Origin of the sequence: Thalassolituus maritimus (assembly GCF_900156675.1) — a bacterium.
GTDB classification, from domain to species: domain Bacteria; phylum Pseudomonadota; class Gammaproteobacteria; order Pseudomonadales; family Oceanobacteraceae; genus Thalassolituus; species Thalassolituus maritimus.
Genome location: NZ_FTOH01000001.1, coordinates 422265 through 439790 on the forward strand (window position 1 = coordinate 422265; position 17526 = coordinate 439790).

19 protein-coding genes and 2 tRNA genes are annotated in these 17526 nt (G+C 52.8%); 12 read left to right on the plus strand and 9 right to left on the minus strand.

Annotated elements, in window-relative coordinates; translation table 11 throughout:
* Positions 1-108 precede the first annotated feature (108 nt).
* Positions 109-321 carry a cold-shock protein gene (locus BW941_RS01975; RefSeq protein WP_068435608.1) on the minus strand — a complete coding sequence of 71 codons (213 nt, stop codon included), beginning with the start codon at positions 319-321 and terminating at the stop codon, positions 109-111.
* Positions 322-583: 262 nt separating this feature from the next.
* Positions 584-1552 (minus strand): bile acid:sodium symporter family protein, encoded by a 969-nt coding sequence (locus BW941_RS01980; RefSeq protein WP_076513944.1) that lies wholly within the window; start codon positions 1550-1552, stop codon positions 584-586.
* Positions 1553-1684: 132 nt separating this feature from the next.
* Here BW941_RS01980 and BW941_RS01985 point away from each other — a divergent pair, with 132 nt between their 5' ends.
* Positions 1685-2296 (plus strand): flavin reductase family protein, encoded by a 612-nt coding sequence (locus tag BW941_RS01985; protein ID WP_076513947.1) that lies wholly within the window; start codon positions 1685-1687, stop codon positions 2294-2296.
* A gap of 65 nt (positions 2297-2361) precedes the next feature.
* On the opposite strand, the gene feoB is transcribed toward BW941_RS01985, so the two are convergent.
* Together feoB and BW941_RS01995 are read right to left on the minus strand one after the other, a co-directional pair.
* Positions 2362-4662, minus strand: a complete 2301-nt coding sequence (feoB, locus tag BW941_RS01990) for a Fe(2+) transporter permease subunit FeoB (protein ID WP_076513950.1) — start codon at positions 4660-4662, stop codon at positions 2362-2364.
* Positions 4659-4895, minus strand: coding sequence for a FeoA family protein (locus BW941_RS01995; RefSeq protein WP_068442247.1), 237 nt, complete (start codon positions 4893-4895; stop codon positions 4659-4661). The genes feoB and BW941_RS01995 overlap by 4 nt, the downstream gene beginning before the upstream one ends.
* Positions 4896-5151: 256 nt before the next feature.
* Between BW941_RS01995 and BW941_RS02000 the strand changes: the two genes are divergently transcribed.
* Positions 5152-5616, plus strand: a complete 465-nt coding sequence (locus tag BW941_RS02000; RefSeq protein WP_068442244.1) for a hypothetical protein — start codon at positions 5152-5154, stop codon at positions 5614-5616.
* A 101-nt stretch (positions 5617-5717) separates the two neighbouring features.
* On the opposite strand, the gene BW941_RS02005 is transcribed toward BW941_RS02000, so the two are convergent.
* The 3 genes from BW941_RS02005 to BW941_RS02015 all read right to left on the minus strand — a co-directional run bounded on the left by BW941_RS02005 (position 5718) and on the right by BW941_RS02015 (position 9142).
* A complete protein-coding gene (locus BW941_RS02005; protein ID WP_076513953.1) occupies positions 5718-7646 on the minus strand; it encodes a VacB/RNase II family 3'-5' exoribonuclease in 1929 nt (642 codons plus the stop codon).
* Positions 7647-7743: 97 nt separating this feature from the next.
* The gene (locus tag BW941_RS02010) at positions 7744-8388 is read right to left on the minus strand and encodes a class I SAM-dependent methyltransferase (RefSeq protein WP_076513956.1); all 645 of its coding nucleotides are present in this window, start codon (positions 8386-8388) and stop codon (positions 7744-7746) included.
* Complete coding sequence (locus tag BW941_RS02015; RefSeq protein WP_076513958.1) at positions 8381-9142, minus strand: MBL fold metallo-hydrolase; 762 nt, start codon at positions 9140-9142, stop codon at positions 8381-8383. Before BW941_RS02015 ends, BW941_RS02010 begins: the two co-directional genes overlap by 8 nt.
* A gap of 34 nt (positions 9143-9176) precedes the next feature.
* Here BW941_RS02015 and msrA point away from each other — a divergent pair, with 34 nt between their 5' ends.
* The 7 genes from msrA to BW941_RS02050 all read left to right on the plus strand — a co-directional run bounded on the left by msrA (position 9177) and on the right by BW941_RS02050 (position 14328).
* Entirely contained in the window at positions 9177-9812 is a 636-nt protein-coding gene (gene msrA, locus BW941_RS02020) for a peptide-methionine (S)-S-oxide reductase MsrA (RefSeq protein ID WP_076513961.1), read from the plus strand.
* A gap of 10 nt (positions 9813-9822) precedes the next feature.
* Entirely contained in the window at positions 9823-10671 is an 849-nt protein-coding gene (locus tag BW941_RS02025) for a TatD family hydrolase (RefSeq protein ID WP_076513963.1), read from the plus strand.
* 163 nt (positions 10672-10834) lie between these two features.
* Positions 10835-11443 (plus strand): Yip1 family protein, encoded by a 609-nt coding sequence (locus tag BW941_RS02030; RefSeq protein WP_068442231.1) that lies wholly within the window; start codon positions 10835-10837, stop codon positions 11441-11443.
* Between the two features lie 86 nt (positions 11444-11529).
* Entirely contained in the window at positions 11530-12588 is a 1059-nt protein-coding gene (locus BW941_RS02035; RefSeq protein WP_076513966.1) for a murein transglycosylase domain-containing protein, read from the plus strand.
* The gene (locus BW941_RS02040; RefSeq protein ID WP_076513968.1) at positions 12575-13258 is read left to right on the plus strand and encodes a class I SAM-dependent methyltransferase; all 684 of its coding nucleotides are present in this window, start codon (positions 12575-12577) and stop codon (positions 13256-13258) included. The genes BW941_RS02035 and BW941_RS02040 overlap by 14 nt, the downstream gene beginning before the upstream one ends.
* Positions 13259-13275: 17 nt before the next feature.
* Positions 13276-13818, plus strand: a complete 543-nt coding sequence (locus BW941_RS02045) for a hypothetical protein (protein ID WP_068442226.1) — start codon at positions 13276-13278, stop codon at positions 13816-13818.
* Positions 13819-13872: 54 nt separating this feature from the next.
* Positions 13873-14328 (plus strand): ferritin family protein, encoded by a 456-nt coding sequence (locus BW941_RS02050; RefSeq protein WP_076513971.1) that lies wholly within the window; start codon positions 13873-13875, stop codon positions 14326-14328.
* Here BW941_RS02050 and BW941_RS02055 read toward each other — a convergent pair whose 3' ends face one another.
* The gene (locus BW941_RS02055) at positions 14329-15384 is read right to left on the minus strand and encodes an AraC family transcriptional regulator (RefSeq protein WP_084188505.1); all 1056 of its coding nucleotides are present in this window, start codon (positions 15382-15384) and stop codon (positions 14329-14331) included.
* A gap of 232 nt (positions 15385-15616) precedes the next feature.
* Between BW941_RS02055 and BW941_RS02060 the strand changes: the two genes are divergently transcribed.
* The 3 genes from BW941_RS02060 (at position 15617) to BW941_RS02070 (ending at position 17070) form a co-directional block, all read left to right on the plus strand.
* Positions 15617-15693, plus strand: a tRNA-Met gene (locus BW941_RS02060).
* A 94-nt stretch (positions 15694-15787) separates the two neighbouring features.
* Positions 15788-15864: transfer RNA gene (locus BW941_RS02065), tRNA-Met, on the plus strand.
* Between the two features lie 492 nt (positions 15865-16356).
* Positions 16357-17070 (plus strand): SDR family oxidoreductase, encoded by a 714-nt coding sequence (locus BW941_RS02070; protein ID WP_076513976.1) that lies wholly within the window; start codon positions 16357-16359, stop codon positions 17068-17070.
* On the opposite strand, the gene folK is transcribed toward BW941_RS02070, so the two are convergent.
* The gene (folK, locus tag BW941_RS02075) at positions 17052-17450 is read right to left on the minus strand and encodes a 2-amino-4-hydroxy-6-hydroxymethyldihydropteridine diphosphokinase (protein ID WP_076513979.1); all 399 of its coding nucleotides are present in this window, start codon (positions 17448-17450) and stop codon (positions 17052-17054) included. The genes BW941_RS02070 and folK overlap by 19 nt on opposite strands.
* Between the last annotated feature and the right edge of the window lie 76 nt (positions 17451-17526).

Consider the following 17526-nt stretch of genomic DNA (forward strand, 5'->3'; position numbering starts at 1 on the left):
AACAGACTTGTCTTTGTTTTGTCACAGAGTACCAGCATTTGGGCTGGTGTCGAGCGGGAAGCTCTGGAGAGAGAAATGCGGGCCCGGAGTCAGACCGGGCCACAGCAATTATTCGGCAGGAGTTACGTTTTCTGCCTGAGGACCTTTCTGACCCTGAACCACTTCCATGGTTACGGCCTGGCCTTCTTCCAGTGAACGACGGCCATTGCCGTTGATTGCACTGTAGTGAACGAAAACGTCTTTTCCGGAATCCTGAGCGATAAAGCCGAAGCCTTTCTCGTCATTGAACCATTTGACTGTGCCTTGAACTAAATTTGCCATACTTTTTTCCTGAGATATTGTGCTGACTCTATCAGCGGACTTGCTATGTTACGGCATTAGTCAATCACTGGCCGGGGCTTCCGGAAGGTCTTTCTATAATGCCCTTATCGACCAAGATGCTTCATAAATTCATATGCAGCACTCGTCAATCGGCCTCCCCAAAACGAGAGACGCGATCATAGTATCCCAAGATTCCGTGCATACCAAGCGCTTACTGAGGAAATATCCCGTGGTAAAGGGGCCTCTTTGTATAAGTTTTGTATTAATTGTCGTCTTTGCTCAAAGCGCGTCGGATCTGACGTTCGGTCCGCCATTTCCAGAAGGCGGCCAGAACCGCACCAGCGATATTCTGCCAGACGCTGAAAAGGGCGCCGGGTAGGGCAGTCAGAGGGCTGAAGAAGCTATTGGCAAGTGCCACTCCGAGGCCAGAATTCTGCATCCCCACTTCCAGTGCAATAGTTCGCGCTTCGACTTCGGTGTTGCCGTTCCAGCGTGCAATCCCGTAACCCGCGAGCAAGCCGATTAAGTTGTGGAGGACTACGGCCAGAATCAGAGAGTGACTCAGTACCGCCAGTTCATCAGCATTGCTGGCAACGATCACTGCAATGATCAACAGAATGGCTCCGGTCGCGAGTGCCGGCAGATATTGGCTGACGCTTTTCTGAATGGCAGGCAGCCAGCGATTAACCAGAATACCTGCACCGACGGGGAGAACAACGACCTTAGCGATCATCAGCAGCATACCGACGGTGTCGATATCAATGATACCGCTGTGAGTAAGCTCTTCTGTATAACCACGCCCGTAAAATGCAATCAGAAACGGTGTCAGGAATACGCCCCATAGGGTGGATGCCGTGGTCATGGTGACAGAAAGTGCGACATCGCCCTTGGCGAGAAACGTCATAACATTTGATGCTGTGCCACCGGCGCATGCGCCAACGATGATAAGCCCAACAGCGACTTCCGCGGGCAATGCAAAGAGAAGTGCGAGCCCCCAGGCGATGAGAGGCATTAGTCCAAACTGTAGAATGATCCCAAGGGCGACAGGCTGAGGCTTTTGCCAGATACGTCTGAAGTCGCTGAAGCGCAACGTCAGCCCCATAGAAAACATAATGATGGTCAGAAGCGGTACAATGGCGCCTGTCAGTCCGAGCAGAGGTTCAGGGCTCTGCCAGGCCAGAAGACTGACGATAACAGCCAGAAATGGGAAGGCGCGTTCGGCAGTAAGCATATAAGGGTCTCCGGTATCAGGTGGGCGGTTATATCGGTAATTGAGTACAGGTGCAAGAGCGCTATGCAGCAGTTAACCTGAACGCGGTGGCAGAGAATTCAGTTAAACTTTCGGTGTTCCTAAGGAGCTATTTTGGATATTCAGTTCAGCGATAAAACCCCGGTAGAGCGGTACCATTTACTGGTGCAGTCAGTGATCCCACGTCCGATTGCCTGGATATTGACTGCCGAGGAAGACGGCGGTCTGAATCTCGCTCCGTATTCTTTTTTCGCGCCTGTATGCTCGGCGCCACCGACTCTTGTCGTCTCCATTGGTCAGAAGTCCGCAGGGACTGAGAAAGACAGTTACCGTAATCTCAAACGCTCGGGTTGGTGCGTCGTCAATATCGCCGATGCCAGCCAGGTGGATTCGTTAAATATGAGTTCAGCGACACTGGCTGCCGGTGTCAGCGAAACCAGCAGTTTTGATATCCCTGTCGAGCCGCAGGAAAATTGGCCGCTTCCACGGGTGGCCGCGGCTCCTGTTGCTTTTCTCTGTCGCTACCAGCAGCAAGTTGATCTTGGCGCCGGGCCTCAGCATGTCGTCTTTCTTGAGATTGAGAGAATGTTTATTGATGAAGGTGTGGCTGCCGACGTCGATGGGCGTCTCAAACTGGATTCTGAGTTGCTGAATCCTCTGGCGCGGTTGGGCGGGGCTGATTACGCTGCCCTTGGTGAGCGAATGGTTCGACCGCGCCCGGAGTGAAGCTGTAGTCAGATAATTTGTGGATACAAACAAAAACGCCGGATTAATAATCCGGCGTTTTTTGTTTAATCGACCTGAGTCAGAGGAATCATCCGAGCATCCCGTGCCTTACCGTAGGCTCGCATCCGCCACAAGCAGAGGGCAATGAAAGCTACGCATCCGGCAATCCAGCTCACCGCAGTTGCTGGGGTACTGCCAAGCTGGCCCAGTTGGTAAACGATGACGGCCGTTGTATATGCCAGACCCGTGCTCCAGCCCGTCACAAACAGCATCCAGCGCATGCCTGATTCGCGTGCCATCGCACCCAGGGTGGCTACGCATGGCGTATACAGCAGTACGAACACCAGATATGAAAAGGCGGCCCACTGGCTGACAAACAGCACTTCCATGGTATTGAAGGTCGCATCCTGAACGCCTTGCTCTTCACCCTGATCTGCGCCGATAAGAGAAAGGCCCAGAGGGTCGAGCAGCGCGTCAGCAAGGCCCGCAAGATTATCAGGAATGGTAAGTACGGCTTCGGTCAGGCCGCCCATGAGGTCGTATTCGCCTGCTTCTTCTTCAGCCGGTGAATAGAGCGCATCCAGCGTACCGACGACGGCTTCCTTAGCGAAAATGCCTGTGATAATACCGACGGTTGCAGGCCAGTTATCTTCCTGTACACCGAGCGGCGTAAAGGCTGGTGTGACTGTGCGGGCGATGCTGGACAGTACTGATTTGTCACTGTCTTCATTACCGAAGCTACCGTCAGTACCGAAAGAATTCAGGAAGCTGAGGATGACAACCACAGTGACGATCGTTTTACCCGCGCGCAGCGTAAAGGAGCGCAGGCGCTCCCAGGTTTTCAGCAGAACGCCCTTCACCGTTGGGATATGGTACGCCGGGAGCTCCATGACAAACGGCGTCAGCTCTGGTTTAAACAGGGTATTTTTCAGTGCAACACCGGTCAGCATCGCCATCACAATTCCCAGAATATAGAGGCCGAAGACCATCAGGGCGCCATTGTCGCTGAAGAAGGCCGCAGCGAAGAGGGCGTAAACGCTCAGGCGGGCACCACAGGACATAAAGGGCGCCATCGCAATCGTCAGCAGGCGGTCTTTCTCGGTATCCATAGTGCGCGCAGCCATCACCGCCGGTACGTTGCAGCCGAAACCCACGATCAGAGGAACAAAGGATTTTCCGGGTAGGCCTACGCTGCGCATGAGCCGGTCCATAACAAAAGCGGCGCGCGCCATGTAACCGGAGTCTTCGATGACAGAAAGGAAGAGATAGAGCCCGGCAATCACGGGAATAAAGGTAGCTACTAGCTGGATACCACCGCCGAGGCCGTCGGCGATCAGGGTCGATAACCACTGCGGCGCGCCGATGCTGTCCATGATTTCGTGAGTACCATCAACGAACACAGTCGCAAAGGCGATATCAAAAAAGTCGATAAAGGCTCCGCCCACGTTAATAGCGAACAGGAACATCAGATACATCATGAAAAAGAAGAAGGGGATGCCAAGCCAGCGGTTGAGAACCCAGGTATCAATCTTTTCAGTGATTGATCTACCCTGGCTACGTATCGTGAGGGCATCTCTGAGAAGTACTTCAATGCTTCTGTAACGGCAGTTGGCAATCAGCACGTCGATAGGCTGTCCGTGAGCTTCTTCGAGCTTAGCTCTGAGTTCGGAAGCCAGCTGTGCCGTTTTTTGGCGGATCTCGCTGTCGAGAGGCTGTAATGAATAGACATCACACTCAAGCGCTCGAAGCGCAGTCCAGAATGGGTTCGTCACGTGCCCTTGCAATTGCGCCTGAAGTTTATCAATGGCGACATCCAGATCTTTATCCGGTCGTACCATCGGAGTCGCGACCGTCGGATGCTCAAGCTTATGGGCGATGGTGCGGCAGAGCTCCGGAACCCCTACGTTGTCTGAGGCAACGATTGGCACAACAGGGACACCTAAGCGTTGCGACAGGACCTGACAGTCGACGTGAATACCTTCGCGCTCGGCAACGTCGATCATGTTCACTGCGCAAACCACTGGCACGCCCATGTCGAGCAATTGTGACGTCAGAAACAGATTGCGGTGCAGGTTACTGGCATCAAGAATATTGATAATAAGATCAGCTTCGCCGCTCAGAGCAAATTCCCGGGCAATTTTTTCATCCGTCGAGAGCTCTTCATCGTGGCTGTCGAGAGCGTAAGTGCCGGGCAGGTCGACGAGCATATGCTGGCCGTTGCGAAGGGTGAGTACACCTTCTTTTCGGTCGACGGTTACGCCGGGCCAGTTACCCACTTTCTGACGTGAGCCTGTCAGTGCGTTAAAAAGAGTGGTCTTACCGCAGTTCGGGTTGCCGATAACACCGATGGTCGCGCGTTGAGTCAAAGTAGATCTACCTCAATGATGGCTGCTTCTTGTTTCCGCAGGCTGACAGATGCACCACGTAACTGAATCTGAATAGGATCGCCGAGTGGCGCCAGGCGCATAACCTGGACTTCGGCACCGGGCATGACACCCAGCGCGAGGAGTTTTCGCCGAAAATTGGTTTCAACGGCCGAGAAACCTGTGATCGTGGCTTTGGCGCCGACGCTTGCCTGATCCAGTGTGGTACGGGTCATGAATTCTGATCTCGGGAAATGGTGCTTAATGATAATTCTTATCATTAGTGTAAGCAAGCCGGAGCCTGATGTCCTTAAAGCAGACAAGACTTTACAGAGCGGAATATAGAAATACTACTTCGCGAATATTTTAATATATTTGCCTTAAACCATTTATTCGGTAATATGGCGCACCCTATATATCAGCGGGCATATATCCAATATGTCTGCAAACGATAGAGCACCCCTATAATATCTTTTAATCAGAGGTTACCGCGTGTCTGTATTTGATCAGGACATTGATAAAAAAATTCGTCAGCACCAACAGCAGATTGCTGAACTGGAGCAGTTGAAGAAAGATCAGGAAAAAAAGATCGAAGGACTGAAAGAGTTTGATGTAGCGATCAAGCGTTTGTGCAACCAGAACGCTCTGACTGAAGACGAGCTGTATGTTTCCCGCTCTGAGCAGATTGAAGCCTGGTTGGTGGGTATGGCAAAAAGCGAATCGCCATCGTCTATTTATAACAACCTGAAGCGTCACTTCGAGAAGACGCTGAATCGCGAAGCGAAGAAAGGCGACAAGAAAGCGTCTTCACTGCCTAAGCCTAAACTGGCTGTAGGTACATATCGCAATCCAGCGACTCAGGAAAAAGTCGAAAAGATTAAGCGTAACCCTCGTCAGCTTGACCAGTGGATTGACGAGCACGGTATTCAGATTGTCCGCACCTGGAAAATCGACTGAGCACCGTCGTTAAATAAAAAAAGGGCACCTTATTCAAGGTGCCCTTTTTTATTGGCGTGTTATTGAGAGGCGCTTTATTGAGAGGCGCTGTATTTATAGTCTTATGCTATCCGTAAACGCAGTGCACGTTTGCTGATATCAATTTCCTGCACTTCGACTTTCATTGCCTGGCCAAGAACAAAGCGCGCTTTGTCGTTGCTGTGAACAATGGTTTTGCTGTCGAACTTCCAGCCACCTTTGGTTTTGCGGCGGTCGATGACACCGTCGATACCAGAATCGTTCAGGCGTACTGTAATTGAGCTGCTGTTCATATGCACAATGGTCGCGTCGTAGAGTGTGCCTTCTTCCTGACGGCTCAACCATTCAAGTTTCAGCCATTGCTCCGACAGGTTAGAAGCCATGCGTGCGCGATTCTGACGGTCCTGGATGTTAATGAGCTGTTCATCAGTAAACGCAGGCGGCGTATCATCATTCAGAAGTGCACGGACAGTACGGTGAATCAGCAGGTCATTGTACTTGCGCAGCGGTGAAGTGAAGGTGGTGTAGCAGCTGAAGCCGAGCCCCATGTGAGGGGAGCCTTCGCGGCCAAAAACACTGCGGTCCATCTGGCGGCTCAGAATTGTACGCAGAGGCAGGTCAGTTTCTGCTGTGGTGGCTTGCTGCAGTAACTTAACGTAGCTTTCGAGTGTTGTGAGGTCTGGCTTTTGCTCGAGGCCCAGTTGTTCTTTTAACAAAGCAGCGGCTTCGCCGAGACGTTCTGTACGGATACCGCTCTGCTGAATAAACATACCGGCATTCTGGCTACGGAGCCACTCAGCAACGCTGCGGTTACAGACCAGCATGCACTCCTCGACCAGCTTATGCGCAGCATTGCGCTCGATGCGTACAATTTCATCGACTTTACCCTGCTCGTTGAGCACAAGCTTGTAGTCAGGGCGGTCTTCCATCACCAGACAATTAGCCTGGCGCCACTGGTTCAGTGCGCGGGCGCAATCTGCGAGATGCAGCACCGGACCGTGCAGTTCGGCTGGAATGTCATCACAGCCGCTGTCGATCAGCTGAGCAACCTGAGAGTAAGTAAGTTTGGCTTTGCTCTCGATGATCGCGCTATGAAGCTTGGTTTCTTTTACTCCCGCGTCAGCATCGAGGCGAAGCTCTGCAACCATCGCCAGACGTTTTTCTCCGGCCTGCAGTGAGCTGAAGTTTTCAGACAGCTCGGTTGGAAGCATAGGCACGACGCTGTCAGCAAAATATGCTGATGTCGCGCGCGCCGCTGCTGCGTCTTCCAGAGGCGAACCGGCCTGAATCAGCGCATCAGGGTCGGCAATCGCCACCCATAATGTCCAGCCATCGCTGTGAGCTTCTGCGAACAGAGCATCATCGATATCGCGTGTACCCGCGGAATCGATCGTGACGAAAGGCAGGTGAGTGAGATCGGTGCGTTCAGCGGCCTGAGTTTCAATCTGGCTGGCATCAATCTCATTGACGGCCTTCACTACTTCTTCACTGAATTCGTTATCGAGACCAAAGCGAGCCTGCATAAAGAGACGTTCGATATTAGGCGTTGTCTCTTTCCCTATGATCGTATCGATGCGTGCCTGGGCTTTTCCCTTAGGGAAGGGATGGCGGGTCAGTGTCGCTGAAACGAAGTCACCGTCTTCAGCGTTCAGTCGATCCTGTGGGGGAACGAAGATCCAGCGGTTCAGTTTGTCGTGGTCCGGGTCAATAAAGTGACCTTTGCCGCGGACAATATAGCGACCACAAAAGGTCTTCAGTTCGGACTCGAGCAGCTTTTCAATGATCGCCTGCTCTTTATCATCGCCAGCCGGTTCGACCCGGAAGTCGATGGTATCGCCCGGTAAGACTTTTTCCATTTCGTCGGGGGAAAGGAAATAGCTCTTCCCTTCATCGGTGCCGACAAAGCCGAACCGACCGTGGCTTCCACGCACCAGGCCTTTATAGCGAGGGGTGTTATCGTGGATTTCCTGCTTCAGTTGTTTCAGCTGCGTAAGTGCGTTCTTATCAAGCATCCGGAGGGACTCTGGTCTCAAAAAGCGGCAAGTTTACTGGAATTGTGTCCGGGCTTCGAGTACTCGTCGCCTTCTGACCCGGATCTCAGAGTTTCACTTATGCACGATAGAGTGTGACGCGGCGGAATTCGTCTAATTCATCCAGATCAGGAACGGTAAATGAGTCGAAGGCCGAAACAGAGCGGTAGGGTGGAAAGTCGAAGTTTCTGATCCGGGAATCGGCGACCAACACGGACGGTGCCTTTTCTCTGAAGACATCCAGAAACGCCAGATTTGCGCGATCATAAAGTACATCAGCAGCGATCAGCAGATCAGCATCTTCTTCCAACGTGAAAATGTCGTCATGCAGTTCAATCGCTACCTGATTGAGTTCTGCGTTAATCGCGCAGGATTCTAGGGCGTCCGGGTCAATGTCGCAGGCGAGAACCCGTTCAGCACCGACCATGGCGCAGGCAATGGCAACCACGCCCGAACCTGCGCCAAAATCGATGACGGTTTTATTTCGCACCCACTCTGGGTTATCGAGAATGGCCCGGGCGAGAACCTGGCCACTGGCCCAGCAGAAAGCCCAGTAGGCTGGGTAAGCCTGAATCTGTAAAATTTCTTCCTGAGTAAAGGCTCGTCTCATGGATTCGGGTTCAACCAACCACAGGGATATCTCCGGGCATTGGGGTAACTGTTGGGTAGTGACCTGTGCCTCTGGATGCATTTTCTGGATAAGTTTGTTGAGCAGATCACTCATGGCCAGATAGCTCCGGGCGCAGGTTGATCGTTTGCCCGGGGCAGGCTATCTGATACCCGGCTTTGCTCAATTCGGCCCCAGCAGATTCATCAGCGTAATGGTATAGCGTCAGGCGTTGGCAGATATCCGGGCGGTATTCCCGGGCGAGATCAGTAAGCCCGGTATGAGAGGGGTTGGGATCAACACCACAGTCGTGGAACAGCTTTTCTTCAGTGCTGACCACGTGATGAAGTAGTTCCGGAATAGGGCGGGTATCGCCGCTGTAGAAAAAGACGCCGGGCAACTGCAGTGCAAAGCTGGAACCGGGACCGTGATGGCGTGTCGGATAAATACGGAAGTCTTCCTCGCCATAGCGGAAAGCATCAGAGACCGGACGTAACTGAAATGACTGCCAGAAGTCGTGGTCTCCTTCGGCCATCTGCCCCGGGTAAGTGGCCAGTCGCTGATGCAGCAGAGTAATCAGTGATACTGGAACAAACAGTGGAATGGGGGGCGCATTCCTGAGGCGCGCCCGTACCGTGAGAATCTCAAGATCAGCAATATGGTCGAGGTGGCAATGCGTCAGAAATATTGCTGATGGTAACTGCCCGCTATAGTGTTCGGCATAGGTATTCAGAGTGCCGGGGCCGCAGTCAATTAACAGCAGTGGACTGCCGTTTTTTTCCAGTACGGCAGCCGATGAGCCCACCGACAGGTTGCCACCGCTGCCTGTACCGGTGAAGAATAGTGAATATGATACGGAGTTCCGGGTCATGATACTCAGCCAGTTTTTCAGGAGGTTATCGCTGATGTGGCGTCCGAAGTTAATGCAGATACCAACAGCTCTGGAGGCCTTGCCGGGGCGGAAAGAAGCCATACCCGTCGAGCCTGAACATTTTGTTAATGGTCGTAATATTACCGGGCCTTGTCCACCGGGCCTGAAAGAAATTATCGTCGGAATGGGCTGTTTCTGGGGCGCTGAGCGACTTTTCTGGCAGTTGCCGGGAGTGGAAGTCACCTCTGTTGGTTATGGCGGAGGTCATACCCGCAACCCGACGTATGACGAAGTGTGCTCTGGCCATACAGGGCATACCGAGCTGGTAAGAATCTGGTTTGATCCGGCGGTAATAACTCTGGAAGCCATTCTTAAAGTCTTCTGGGAAAATCACGATCCTACCCAGGGCATGAGACAGGGTAATGATATAGGTACGCAGTACCGCTCAGCACTTTACACAGACAGTGATGATGATCTTGAAATTGCGAAAGCAAGCCGTGATAAGTACCAGCAATCACTGAGCGCTGCGAGCTACCCTGAGATCACGACTGAGCTGCGCTCGAACGTACGCTATTTTCTCGCAGAAACGTATCATCAGCAGTATCTGGCGAAGAATCCGAACGGCTATTGCGGCTTAGCGGGCTGTTCTGTCGGTTTTCCAGAGGCGTGAATATCAGCGCATGAACTCAGCCGGAGAAGCTTCACTGCAATGGTTTGATGCTCACTGCCATTTCGACTTCGAGGTGTATGAAGGCCGCCGGGAAGGCGACTGGGCGCAGGCGAATGCTGCAGGCGTTGCGGGGGTCATGATTCCCGGCGTCAGTCGCGCTCTGACAGAAGCTTTGATGAAAAGACCGTCGCAAGGCTGGAATCACCATTGTCTCGCAGGTCTGCACCCATACTGGTGTCATGAACACCACTCCTCTGATCTCGACGTTCTTGAGCAGGCGCTAAAGCAATTGAAGTCAGCAGCGGTTGGTGAGGCAGGGCTGGATGTTCATCTAGCCAAGTCAGGTCAGGTGTCTGTGGAAACTCAATGGCAATGGCTGCAACCGCAAGTCGAGCTGGCGGAACACTTGCGGTTGCCACTGGTATTGCATGTCCGGGGAATGCACGACGAGCTATGGTCATTTCTGCGTCGCCGGAGCTTCTCGTTCGGCGGCCTGGTGCATGCGTTTTCTGGTAGTGAGCAGCAAGGACACCGTTGGCATGAGCTGGGCTTCGCTCTCGGAGTGGGAGGGGCCATGACGCACCCTCGTGCGCAGCGCCTGAGACGCACGCTTAAGGCCTTGCCCTCTGAGGCTCTGCTACTTGAGACTGATTCGCCAGATATGCTTCCTGCGTTTCTGGATGGTCCGGTCAATGTTCCGGCGATGATTCCGCTTTACGGGGCCATCTTAGCGAGGCTGCGCAACATGGACTCCTTGTCTGAAATTGCCCAGATTCAGCAGCAGAATCTGTACCGGATTTTTCCTGTGCTTGCGGCAAATTCGTCTGAAAACTCTTCTTTTAATAGTCTTAAGGACTGACAATCCGACCGAATGAAAGGGGCTGAAAAGATCCCTTGCTGGGCATGTTGCAGAGGCGTAGCTTGGTTCGCCCGGTCTCTGAAAGACGCCCGGATTAGTCCCCGGACCAGACTTAAGCAAAGAGGCCTTAACCAACGCCGCGAACCCGTCAGGGAGGGTTGTTATGTTCTCCAATCACATGTTCGGTCTGTTGTACGATGCGCGCCGCGAGTGGCGCGAAATCAGCCGTGAACCCGAAGAAACCATTACTCAGGTCTACGTTAAACACGCGCTACTGCTAGCAATGATCCCGCCTTTTGCTCTGTTCACAGGAACGACCCAGATGGGCTGGAGCTTCGCAGGGCAGGATCTGGTATTCCTCAGTATCGGCAGTGCTGCAGCGATTGCAGTGGCATTCTATATCAGCCTCTTGCTGGGGCTGGCACTCATGTCATTTATTATCCACTCTCTTGAGCATGCCTTTGGCACAACCACCAGCTACGAGCGATGCCTGCTACTGACGGTTTATACCGCAACGCCGATGTTTCTTGCCGGCGCGGCTGGATTCTTTCCTGTGTTCTGGTTCGACGCCATCGTTGTCGGTATTGCCGCAATGTATAGCCTCCATCTGCTGTTTACCGGTGTTCCTGTGTTCATGGACATCCCCGAAAGTAAGGGCGCTATGTTCTCTTTCATGGTTATGACGGCAGGCATGTGTATGTTGGTTGGAGGTATGGCGATCACTGTCATCCTGTGGGGGCTGGGAATGAGCCCTCAGTATATTCTGAGCTGAGTTCCTGCCGCTGACTTATCCGTTTATCGCTTTCGTCTGAAAGCGGTTACACTGCCTGCTGATGTTTTGATTAGTGGCAGTGTGACGTGCGTTTTTTCGCCTGTATTTTTTGCAGTGTGCTGGTGGTTGCAGCGCCTGTTCTGGCCAATGAGCTTCCTTCTGATTTTGATGAAATGCCAGCGGATCTGCAGACGGTTCTGCTGGATTTTCTGTCACCGGATCAGGCTGAAATCTGGGGTGAGGATGCACGCCAGTCGGGCACACATACGCTCGTCCGTTATCTGGATGACTACCACACTCAGGTCGAGGTCGATTTTGCCGGTGGTCAGGTACGTGTAGAAACCCGGGGCGGGGACGAACCGCTGCAGCAGTTGCGCCAGGCGATTGTCAGTATCCTTCTTACCCCAGCCGACCCTCGGCTGGTGGACCTCTATACCGCGGCTGATTTTGGTCTCACTGGCACTCCTTTTCTATTGGGTCAGGTCTTAGATCAGGAAGGCAAAGAGGTCGGCACACAGTGGCGAGCGCAACGGTTTGCCGATTATCTGATTCGCCAGAAACTGAATAAGACAGGACGAGGCTATCGAGTGCAGATCTCCATGGTGCGCCAGCATGAGGTGGTGGCAGCCAGAAGTGTCGCCGAGCAGGTAAGGCTGGCAGGGCAACGATACGGAGTGTCTTCAGCGTTGATATACGCTGTCATTGAAACAGAAAGCAGCTTTAACCCATTCGCGGTTTCACATGCTGGCGCGTTTGGTTTGATGCAGGTCATGCCAAGAACGGCTGGCCGGGATGTTATGCAGAAAATCTATCGTCGCGACTCGGTGCCGGGGCGCTCCTTTCTGATGGATACCAACAACAATATTGATTTCGGTACGGCCTATCTCTCCATTCTGCGGGATAACTATCTGCGTGGTATTGAGGATCCGGTAGCGCGCGAGTACTGTATGATCGCAGCTTATAACGGCGGTGCCGGGCAGCTGCTGAAAAGTTTTCACCGAGACCGTAAAGAAGCGATGCGGCGTATTAATCGCCTATCTGCTGCGAAGGTTTATCAGCATATTGTCAGACGCCATCCAAAGGCAGAAACCCGCAACTACCTGAAAAAAGTCACTGAGAGAAAACGCAAATATGCCTCCCTCTGAAAACACCCCTTTTGCGCGTGAGCTGGAGCAGCTGACTGCGTCTCTGGCCTTGCCGGGCGCACGTTTGTCCCGGCGTTGGTTGGATAACGAACTGCTGGCGCTGTGGCTGTTAGAGGTTGATGATCATCTCCGTCTTGATACTCAGGCGATTGGCCGTTTCTGGCAGCGTTTGCCCTTCTGGGCCTTCGCATGGGCAGGTGGGCGAGCACTGGCCAGCTACATCGCCAACAATCACCATCTTGTTGAAGGGAAGCGCGTTCTCGACTTTGGTTGCGGCTCCGGCATCGCCGGAATAGCCGCGGGCATGGCCGGAGCCAGTGAAGTCTGGGTTGCCGATTTGGACCCTAATGCCTTGATGGCGACCCGGGTGAATGCCGCATTGAACGGAATTGATGTGCACGTGGTCTCAAACGGAGAGGACTGGCCTGAGGTCGATGTCGTGCTGGCGGCGGATGTTCTGTACGATATTTCGAGCAGCGACGATCTTCGTGCGCTGACTTTATCTGTTCCGGAATGGTTGTTGGCAGAGTCGGAAAAAGTAGCTCCGGATTTTGTCGACCTTCAGTGTCTGGACTCAATAGTAACATCGACGTTACCTATGATTGGTGATTTCGATGAAGAGGTTCAGATTGGCATTTATTGCCGGAATCACCAGGTAACACTTAATTGATACTAAGGATAAAAAGAATGCGATTTTTTACTCTTCTGGCGGCGTTAACACTTACTGTGCCGGCGTATGCTGAACTTACTAAAAGTCAGGTAGAGCGCTGGGTGGCAAGCCTTGAACCCGTGCAGCACTGGATTGAGGAAAATCAGGATAAGGTCAACAAACAGGATCTTATGAAGCCCGGTAAAGGCGGAATGTCAGATATGTTCGACAACGCCCTGACTGAGCTGGAGAAGGCCGGTATTGCGGATGACTTTGAGTCTGTTGTGAAGAAGCAGGGCTATGATTCCTCAGAAGCCTGGGCGGACGACTCAGGTGAGATTACGCTGGCGTACCTGGCAACCACTATGGAAGGGAAGATTCCAAGCCGCGCAGCGATTGAAAAGCAGCTGAGTCAGGTCGATGCCAGCCCGCTGCCTGCCGCGCAGAAAAACATGATGCGCAACATGCTTGAAGGCACCTTGTCGATGATCAGCGAAGTTGAAAATGTACCCGCAGGCGACAAAGCACTGATTCAGCCCTATATTAAAAAGATTGAACAACAATTTGGTCACGCGCACTGAAGGACGGGGCGTGGATACTGACCGGAGATATTTCGATCAGATAAGGGGCTGCTGATGAGCTATCGGACCGTAGGTGACATTCTTGAGTTCAGCGAAGGGCTGCATCGACACGCTTCTGCTTTATACGAGCAGTTGCGTGACGACACCCAGCGCGAGCGCGTGGATATGATGCTTAAGTTGTTGGCTGATCACGAGCAACGTCTGGCAACCGCACTTGAACGTTACCGCGACGGGAACAAAGCAGCGATACTCAACGAATGGCACCAGTTTGAAGCGGCGGACGTCGCTGATATCGTGATGGATGCTAAAGAGTTGCACATGGATATCAGCGTCACTGAACTGGTTCAGCTGGCGTTAAAAGTGGACGATTATCTGATTTCGGCGTATCAACAACTCGCGGCCGAAGCTTCATCGGCAGAAGTCAGAGCACTGTTCGAGGATCTTGCCAATCTGGAGCAGGCAGAAAAGATCAGCGCCGTGCGAGCGGCGCTGTCCGTTGATGACTGGTAATCAGTCGGCATTCTCTTCTTCAAGCGCCTGAGCAGTACCTGCCAATTGTTGACGGCGGTATGCGGCAGGGGTAACTCCAGTCCACTGTTTGAACGCTCGTTCAAAACCTCGGCGGTCAGAAAAGCCCAGGTCCAGTGCCAGCTGCTGTACATCCGTGCGTGCGGACTTTAATGCCACTTTCGCTTTTTCGAGGCGAACCTCGCGAACCAGGGTCGAGAACTGACAGTCTTCTTCCTGTAAACGACGAGTCAGAGTACGGCTACTGGTGCTCAGTAGTTCAGCCACGGCATCTTTTGTCATAGGCACAGTTTCAGGCCACTGATACAGAATGTGCATCACTCTCTGGCTGAAAGTCTTGAGGTTACTGAACCTCGCGAGTGCTTGCTCAGCCTCACTCCGTAGCATTGAAAACAGCTGTGGATTCGCATACGCGAGCGGGCTGTCGAGATGCTTACTGGAAAAGCTTACCCAGTTCTGCGCCTGATTGTACTGCACAGGCACATCAAAGAACCGCTGCAGACGATCTTTATGCTGAGGTGGTGGGTGCCGGAATCCTAGGCCCTGTATCTGGTAGTAGCTTCCACCGATCGCCTGACCAGCCGTATGGATGCCAGATGCGATAAATTCAGAGCGCGTCTGGCTACCAAAAGGCGTACCCTCGGTGACGTAGAACACGATCTTGATGGAGTCCTGACCGATAAAGAAGTCCGGTGCCCGGCTATCACTGATTAGGGCGTAATAACGGCGTAATACCGCTAAAGCTTCTCTGCCGGTCTGGCAGCTACTGATCAGGAACCCAAGCAGATAAAAACTCGGCATCTCCAGGCGTTGGCCTGCGGACAGTCCAATCGCTGGATCGTCGAGGAGGCGGGATGCCTGCTCGAGTAACTGATCAAAATGGTTGATCGAAATACGCTGTGTTGCACTGGTGACTGATGGTGCGTCCAGACCCAGGGAACCCAGCAATTCTCTGCTGGAGATGCCTTTGCTCTCCAGTAGGCGCAACAGGGGCTGTAATGCCGCCGTCGTCATAGTATTGGCTGGACTAGTGCTCATAGGGTTCAGAATGTCTTTTTATTTTTCTTATTTTTGTCGGTGCCGATACAACCTACCTGAAGTGGCGCATCTGACCCGACTTTGAAAGTGTAAGTTATCACCAACCTGCGATTGCACCAATAGCCGTTGAACAAAAAATCACCGATTTGTCATAATTTTCCTGTCTCTGGCACCATTTGTGTCATCGGTGTTGACACATGATGGTACCGGGCGTAATATGCGCAGCCTCTGTCGCGGGGTGGAGCAGCCTGGTAGCTCGTCGGGCTCATAACCCGAAGGTCGTCGGTTCGAATCCGGCCCCCGCAACCAACAGACTTAATACTGTCATCAGGACATGTTCAGATTGTTGGTTACAGCAACTCAAACCTTACTGCTCAAGAGTTGCGTATTTGTCAGAGTTTGTCGCGGGGTGGAGCAGCCTGGTAGCTCGTCGGGCTCATAACCCGAAGGTCGTCGGTTCGAATCCGGCCCCCGCAACCAACAATTAAGCCAGCCAGTGAGCTGGTTTTTTTGTGCCTGAAATCTAGTGCGGATGCCGACCTTGCGGTCGTCGAGCTAGGCGCCCCCATTCGAATCCGGCCCCCGCAACCAACAATTAAGCCAGCCAGTGAGCTGGTTTTTTTGTGCCCGAAATTTAGTGTGGATGCCGACCTTGCGGCCGTCGAGCTAGGCGCCCCCGTATCGAATCCGGCCCCCGCAACCAACAATCAAGCCAGCCAGTGAGCTGGTTTTTTTGTGCCTGAAATATAGTGCGGACGCCGACCTTGCGGTCGTCGAGCTAGGCGCTCCCGTATCGAATCCGGCCCCCGCAACCAACAATTAAGCCAGCCAGCGAGCTGGTTTTTTTGTGCCTGAAGTTTAGTGCGGACGCCGACCCCACAAGCATTTCCTTGTTTCATCTGTTTCTTCTCACTGACACCCATGATATTCCGCGTTACCATGGTTTGCCTTGGTGTTGATTGGCGATTCTTCATGGCGAAACGTATCTTTATTACCGGTGGTGCCCGTCGTTTAGGTAAAACGTTAACCGAACATTATCTGAGCGAAGGCTGGTCGGTCGTTGCTCATTACAATACCCGCAGTGAGCTTGATGAACATCCCGGTCTGACCCTTCTGCGAGCTGATTTATCCAACCCCAGCGACATAGCCCTTTTGTGTCAGCAGCTGCCAGAGCATGGGCCGTTCGATGCTGTTATTCACAATGCTTCCTGTTTTGTCCCGGATAGTGCGGCCTCTGATCTGGCAAGCCATGTTGCGCAGCATCAGAATGTTCACGTCACCGCCCCAGTGATGATTACCGAGGCAATCGGTGACAGTTGGGCTGACAGCGCCTGCATGATCAGTATCAGTGATATTTATGCCGAAATTCCGAATCAAAGATTTTCGGTGTATTGCGCAGCAAAAGCCGGTTTACAGAACTGGTCATTGAGTATGGCTCAACGTCTGGCGGGGCGTGTGCGGGTGAACGTTATTCAGCCCGGGCCGGTTCAGTTTCTGCCAGAACACGATGAAGCGTACCGACAGCGGGTGCTGTCGCAGTCTTTGATCGGCGAAGAGCTGGGCTATGGGGCGATTGTCGATGCCTGCGATTATCTGATTAATGCGCAGGCGGTGACCGGGTCAGTGACCCGTGTTGATGGTGGCCGCTTCGTTGCTAACCGCTACGATCAGACGTTTTCTGACTGATCCCAGTTTTCGTAGACCTCACGATAATAGCTCTCTTCGGGCGGTGTCTGCTTCAGTGACGTAATGCTGTCTTCTGCTTCCTGCAGGATATCAATGTCTATGGTGCGATCCCGCGTTTTTCTGGCCGGCGACTTGGGCTCCCGACCGAGTTGCTCTTCAATTCTCTGCAAGCGTTGTTTCAGCATAGGCGCGGGCAGGCTGCATTCGATAATGATGAGTTGGTTACCAAATGTATGTGTGAAACTTTCGCCAACGGGTTCAGTGAACACTGCTGGTGACCGATCAAGGATTTCTCCAAGACTGTGGAGGGCGTCGATCGCTCTGGAGAGGTTCTCTCTGGGATCAATATTACTGCCCAGGCCCAACAGAAAATATGCCATACAGTTCACGAGTCCTAATAAAAATGTCGTAGTTGTTGCGTCAGTCACTTTCACTGCGCGTGCAAACGCGTTATCA

Bases quoted from the DNA above. Each gene is read 5' to 3' on its own strand.
- BW941_RS01975 (WP_068435608.1), bottom strand. From the start codon at position 321: ATGGCAAATTTAGTTCAAGGCACAGTCAAATGGTTCAATGACGAGAAA.
- BW941_RS01980 (WP_076513944.1), bottom strand. From the start codon at position 1,552: ATGCTTACTGCCGAACGCGCCTTCCCATTTCTGGCTGTTATCGTCAGT.
- BW941_RS01995 (WP_068442247.1), bottom strand. From the start codon at position 4,895: ATGACCCGTACCACACTGGATCAGGCAAGCGTCGGCGCCAAAGCCACG.
- BW941_RS02005 (WP_076513953.1), bottom strand. From the start codon at position 7,646: ATGCTTGATAAGAACGCACTTACGCAGCTGAAACAACTGAAGCAGGAA.
- BW941_RS02010 (WP_076513956.1), bottom strand. From the start codon at position 8,388: ATGAGTGATCTGCTCAACAAACTTATCCAGAAAATGCATCCAGAGGCA.
- BW941_RS02015 (WP_076513958.1), bottom strand. From the start codon at position 9,142: ATGACCCGGAACTCCGTATCATATTCACTATTCTTCACCGGTACAGGC.
- msrA (WP_076513961.1), top strand. From the start codon at position 9,177: ATGTGGCGTCCGAAGTTAATGCAGATACCAACAGCTCTGGAGGCCTTG.
- BW941_RS02025 (WP_076513963.1), top strand. From the start codon at position 9,823: ATGAACTCAGCCGGAGAAGCTTCACTGCAATGGTTTGATGCTCACTGC.
- BW941_RS02030 (WP_068442231.1), top strand. From the start codon at position 10,835: ATGTTCTCCAATCACATGTTCGGTCTGTTGTACGATGCGCGCCGCGAG.
- BW941_RS02040 (WP_076513968.1), top strand. From the start codon at position 12,575: ATGCCTCCCTCTGAAAACACCCCTTTTGCGCGTGAGCTGGAGCAGCTG.
- BW941_RS02045 (WP_068442226.1), top strand. From the start codon at position 13,276: ATGCGATTTTTTACTCTTCTGGCGGCGTTAACACTTACTGTGCCGGCG.
- BW941_RS02050 (WP_076513971.1), top strand. From the start codon at position 13,873: ATGAGCTATCGGACCGTAGGTGACATTCTTGAGTTCAGCGAAGGGCTG.
- BW941_RS02055 (WP_084188505.1), bottom strand. From the start codon at position 15,384: ATGAGCACTAGTCCAGCCAATACTATGACGACGGCGGCATTACAGCCC.
- BW941_RS02070 (WP_076513976.1), top strand. From the start codon at position 16,357: ATGGCGAAACGTATCTTTATTACCGGTGGTGCCCGTCGTTTAGGTAAA.
- folK (WP_076513979.1), bottom strand. From the start codon at position 17,450: ATGGCATATTTTCTGTTGGGCCTGGGCAGTAATATTGATCCCAGAGAG.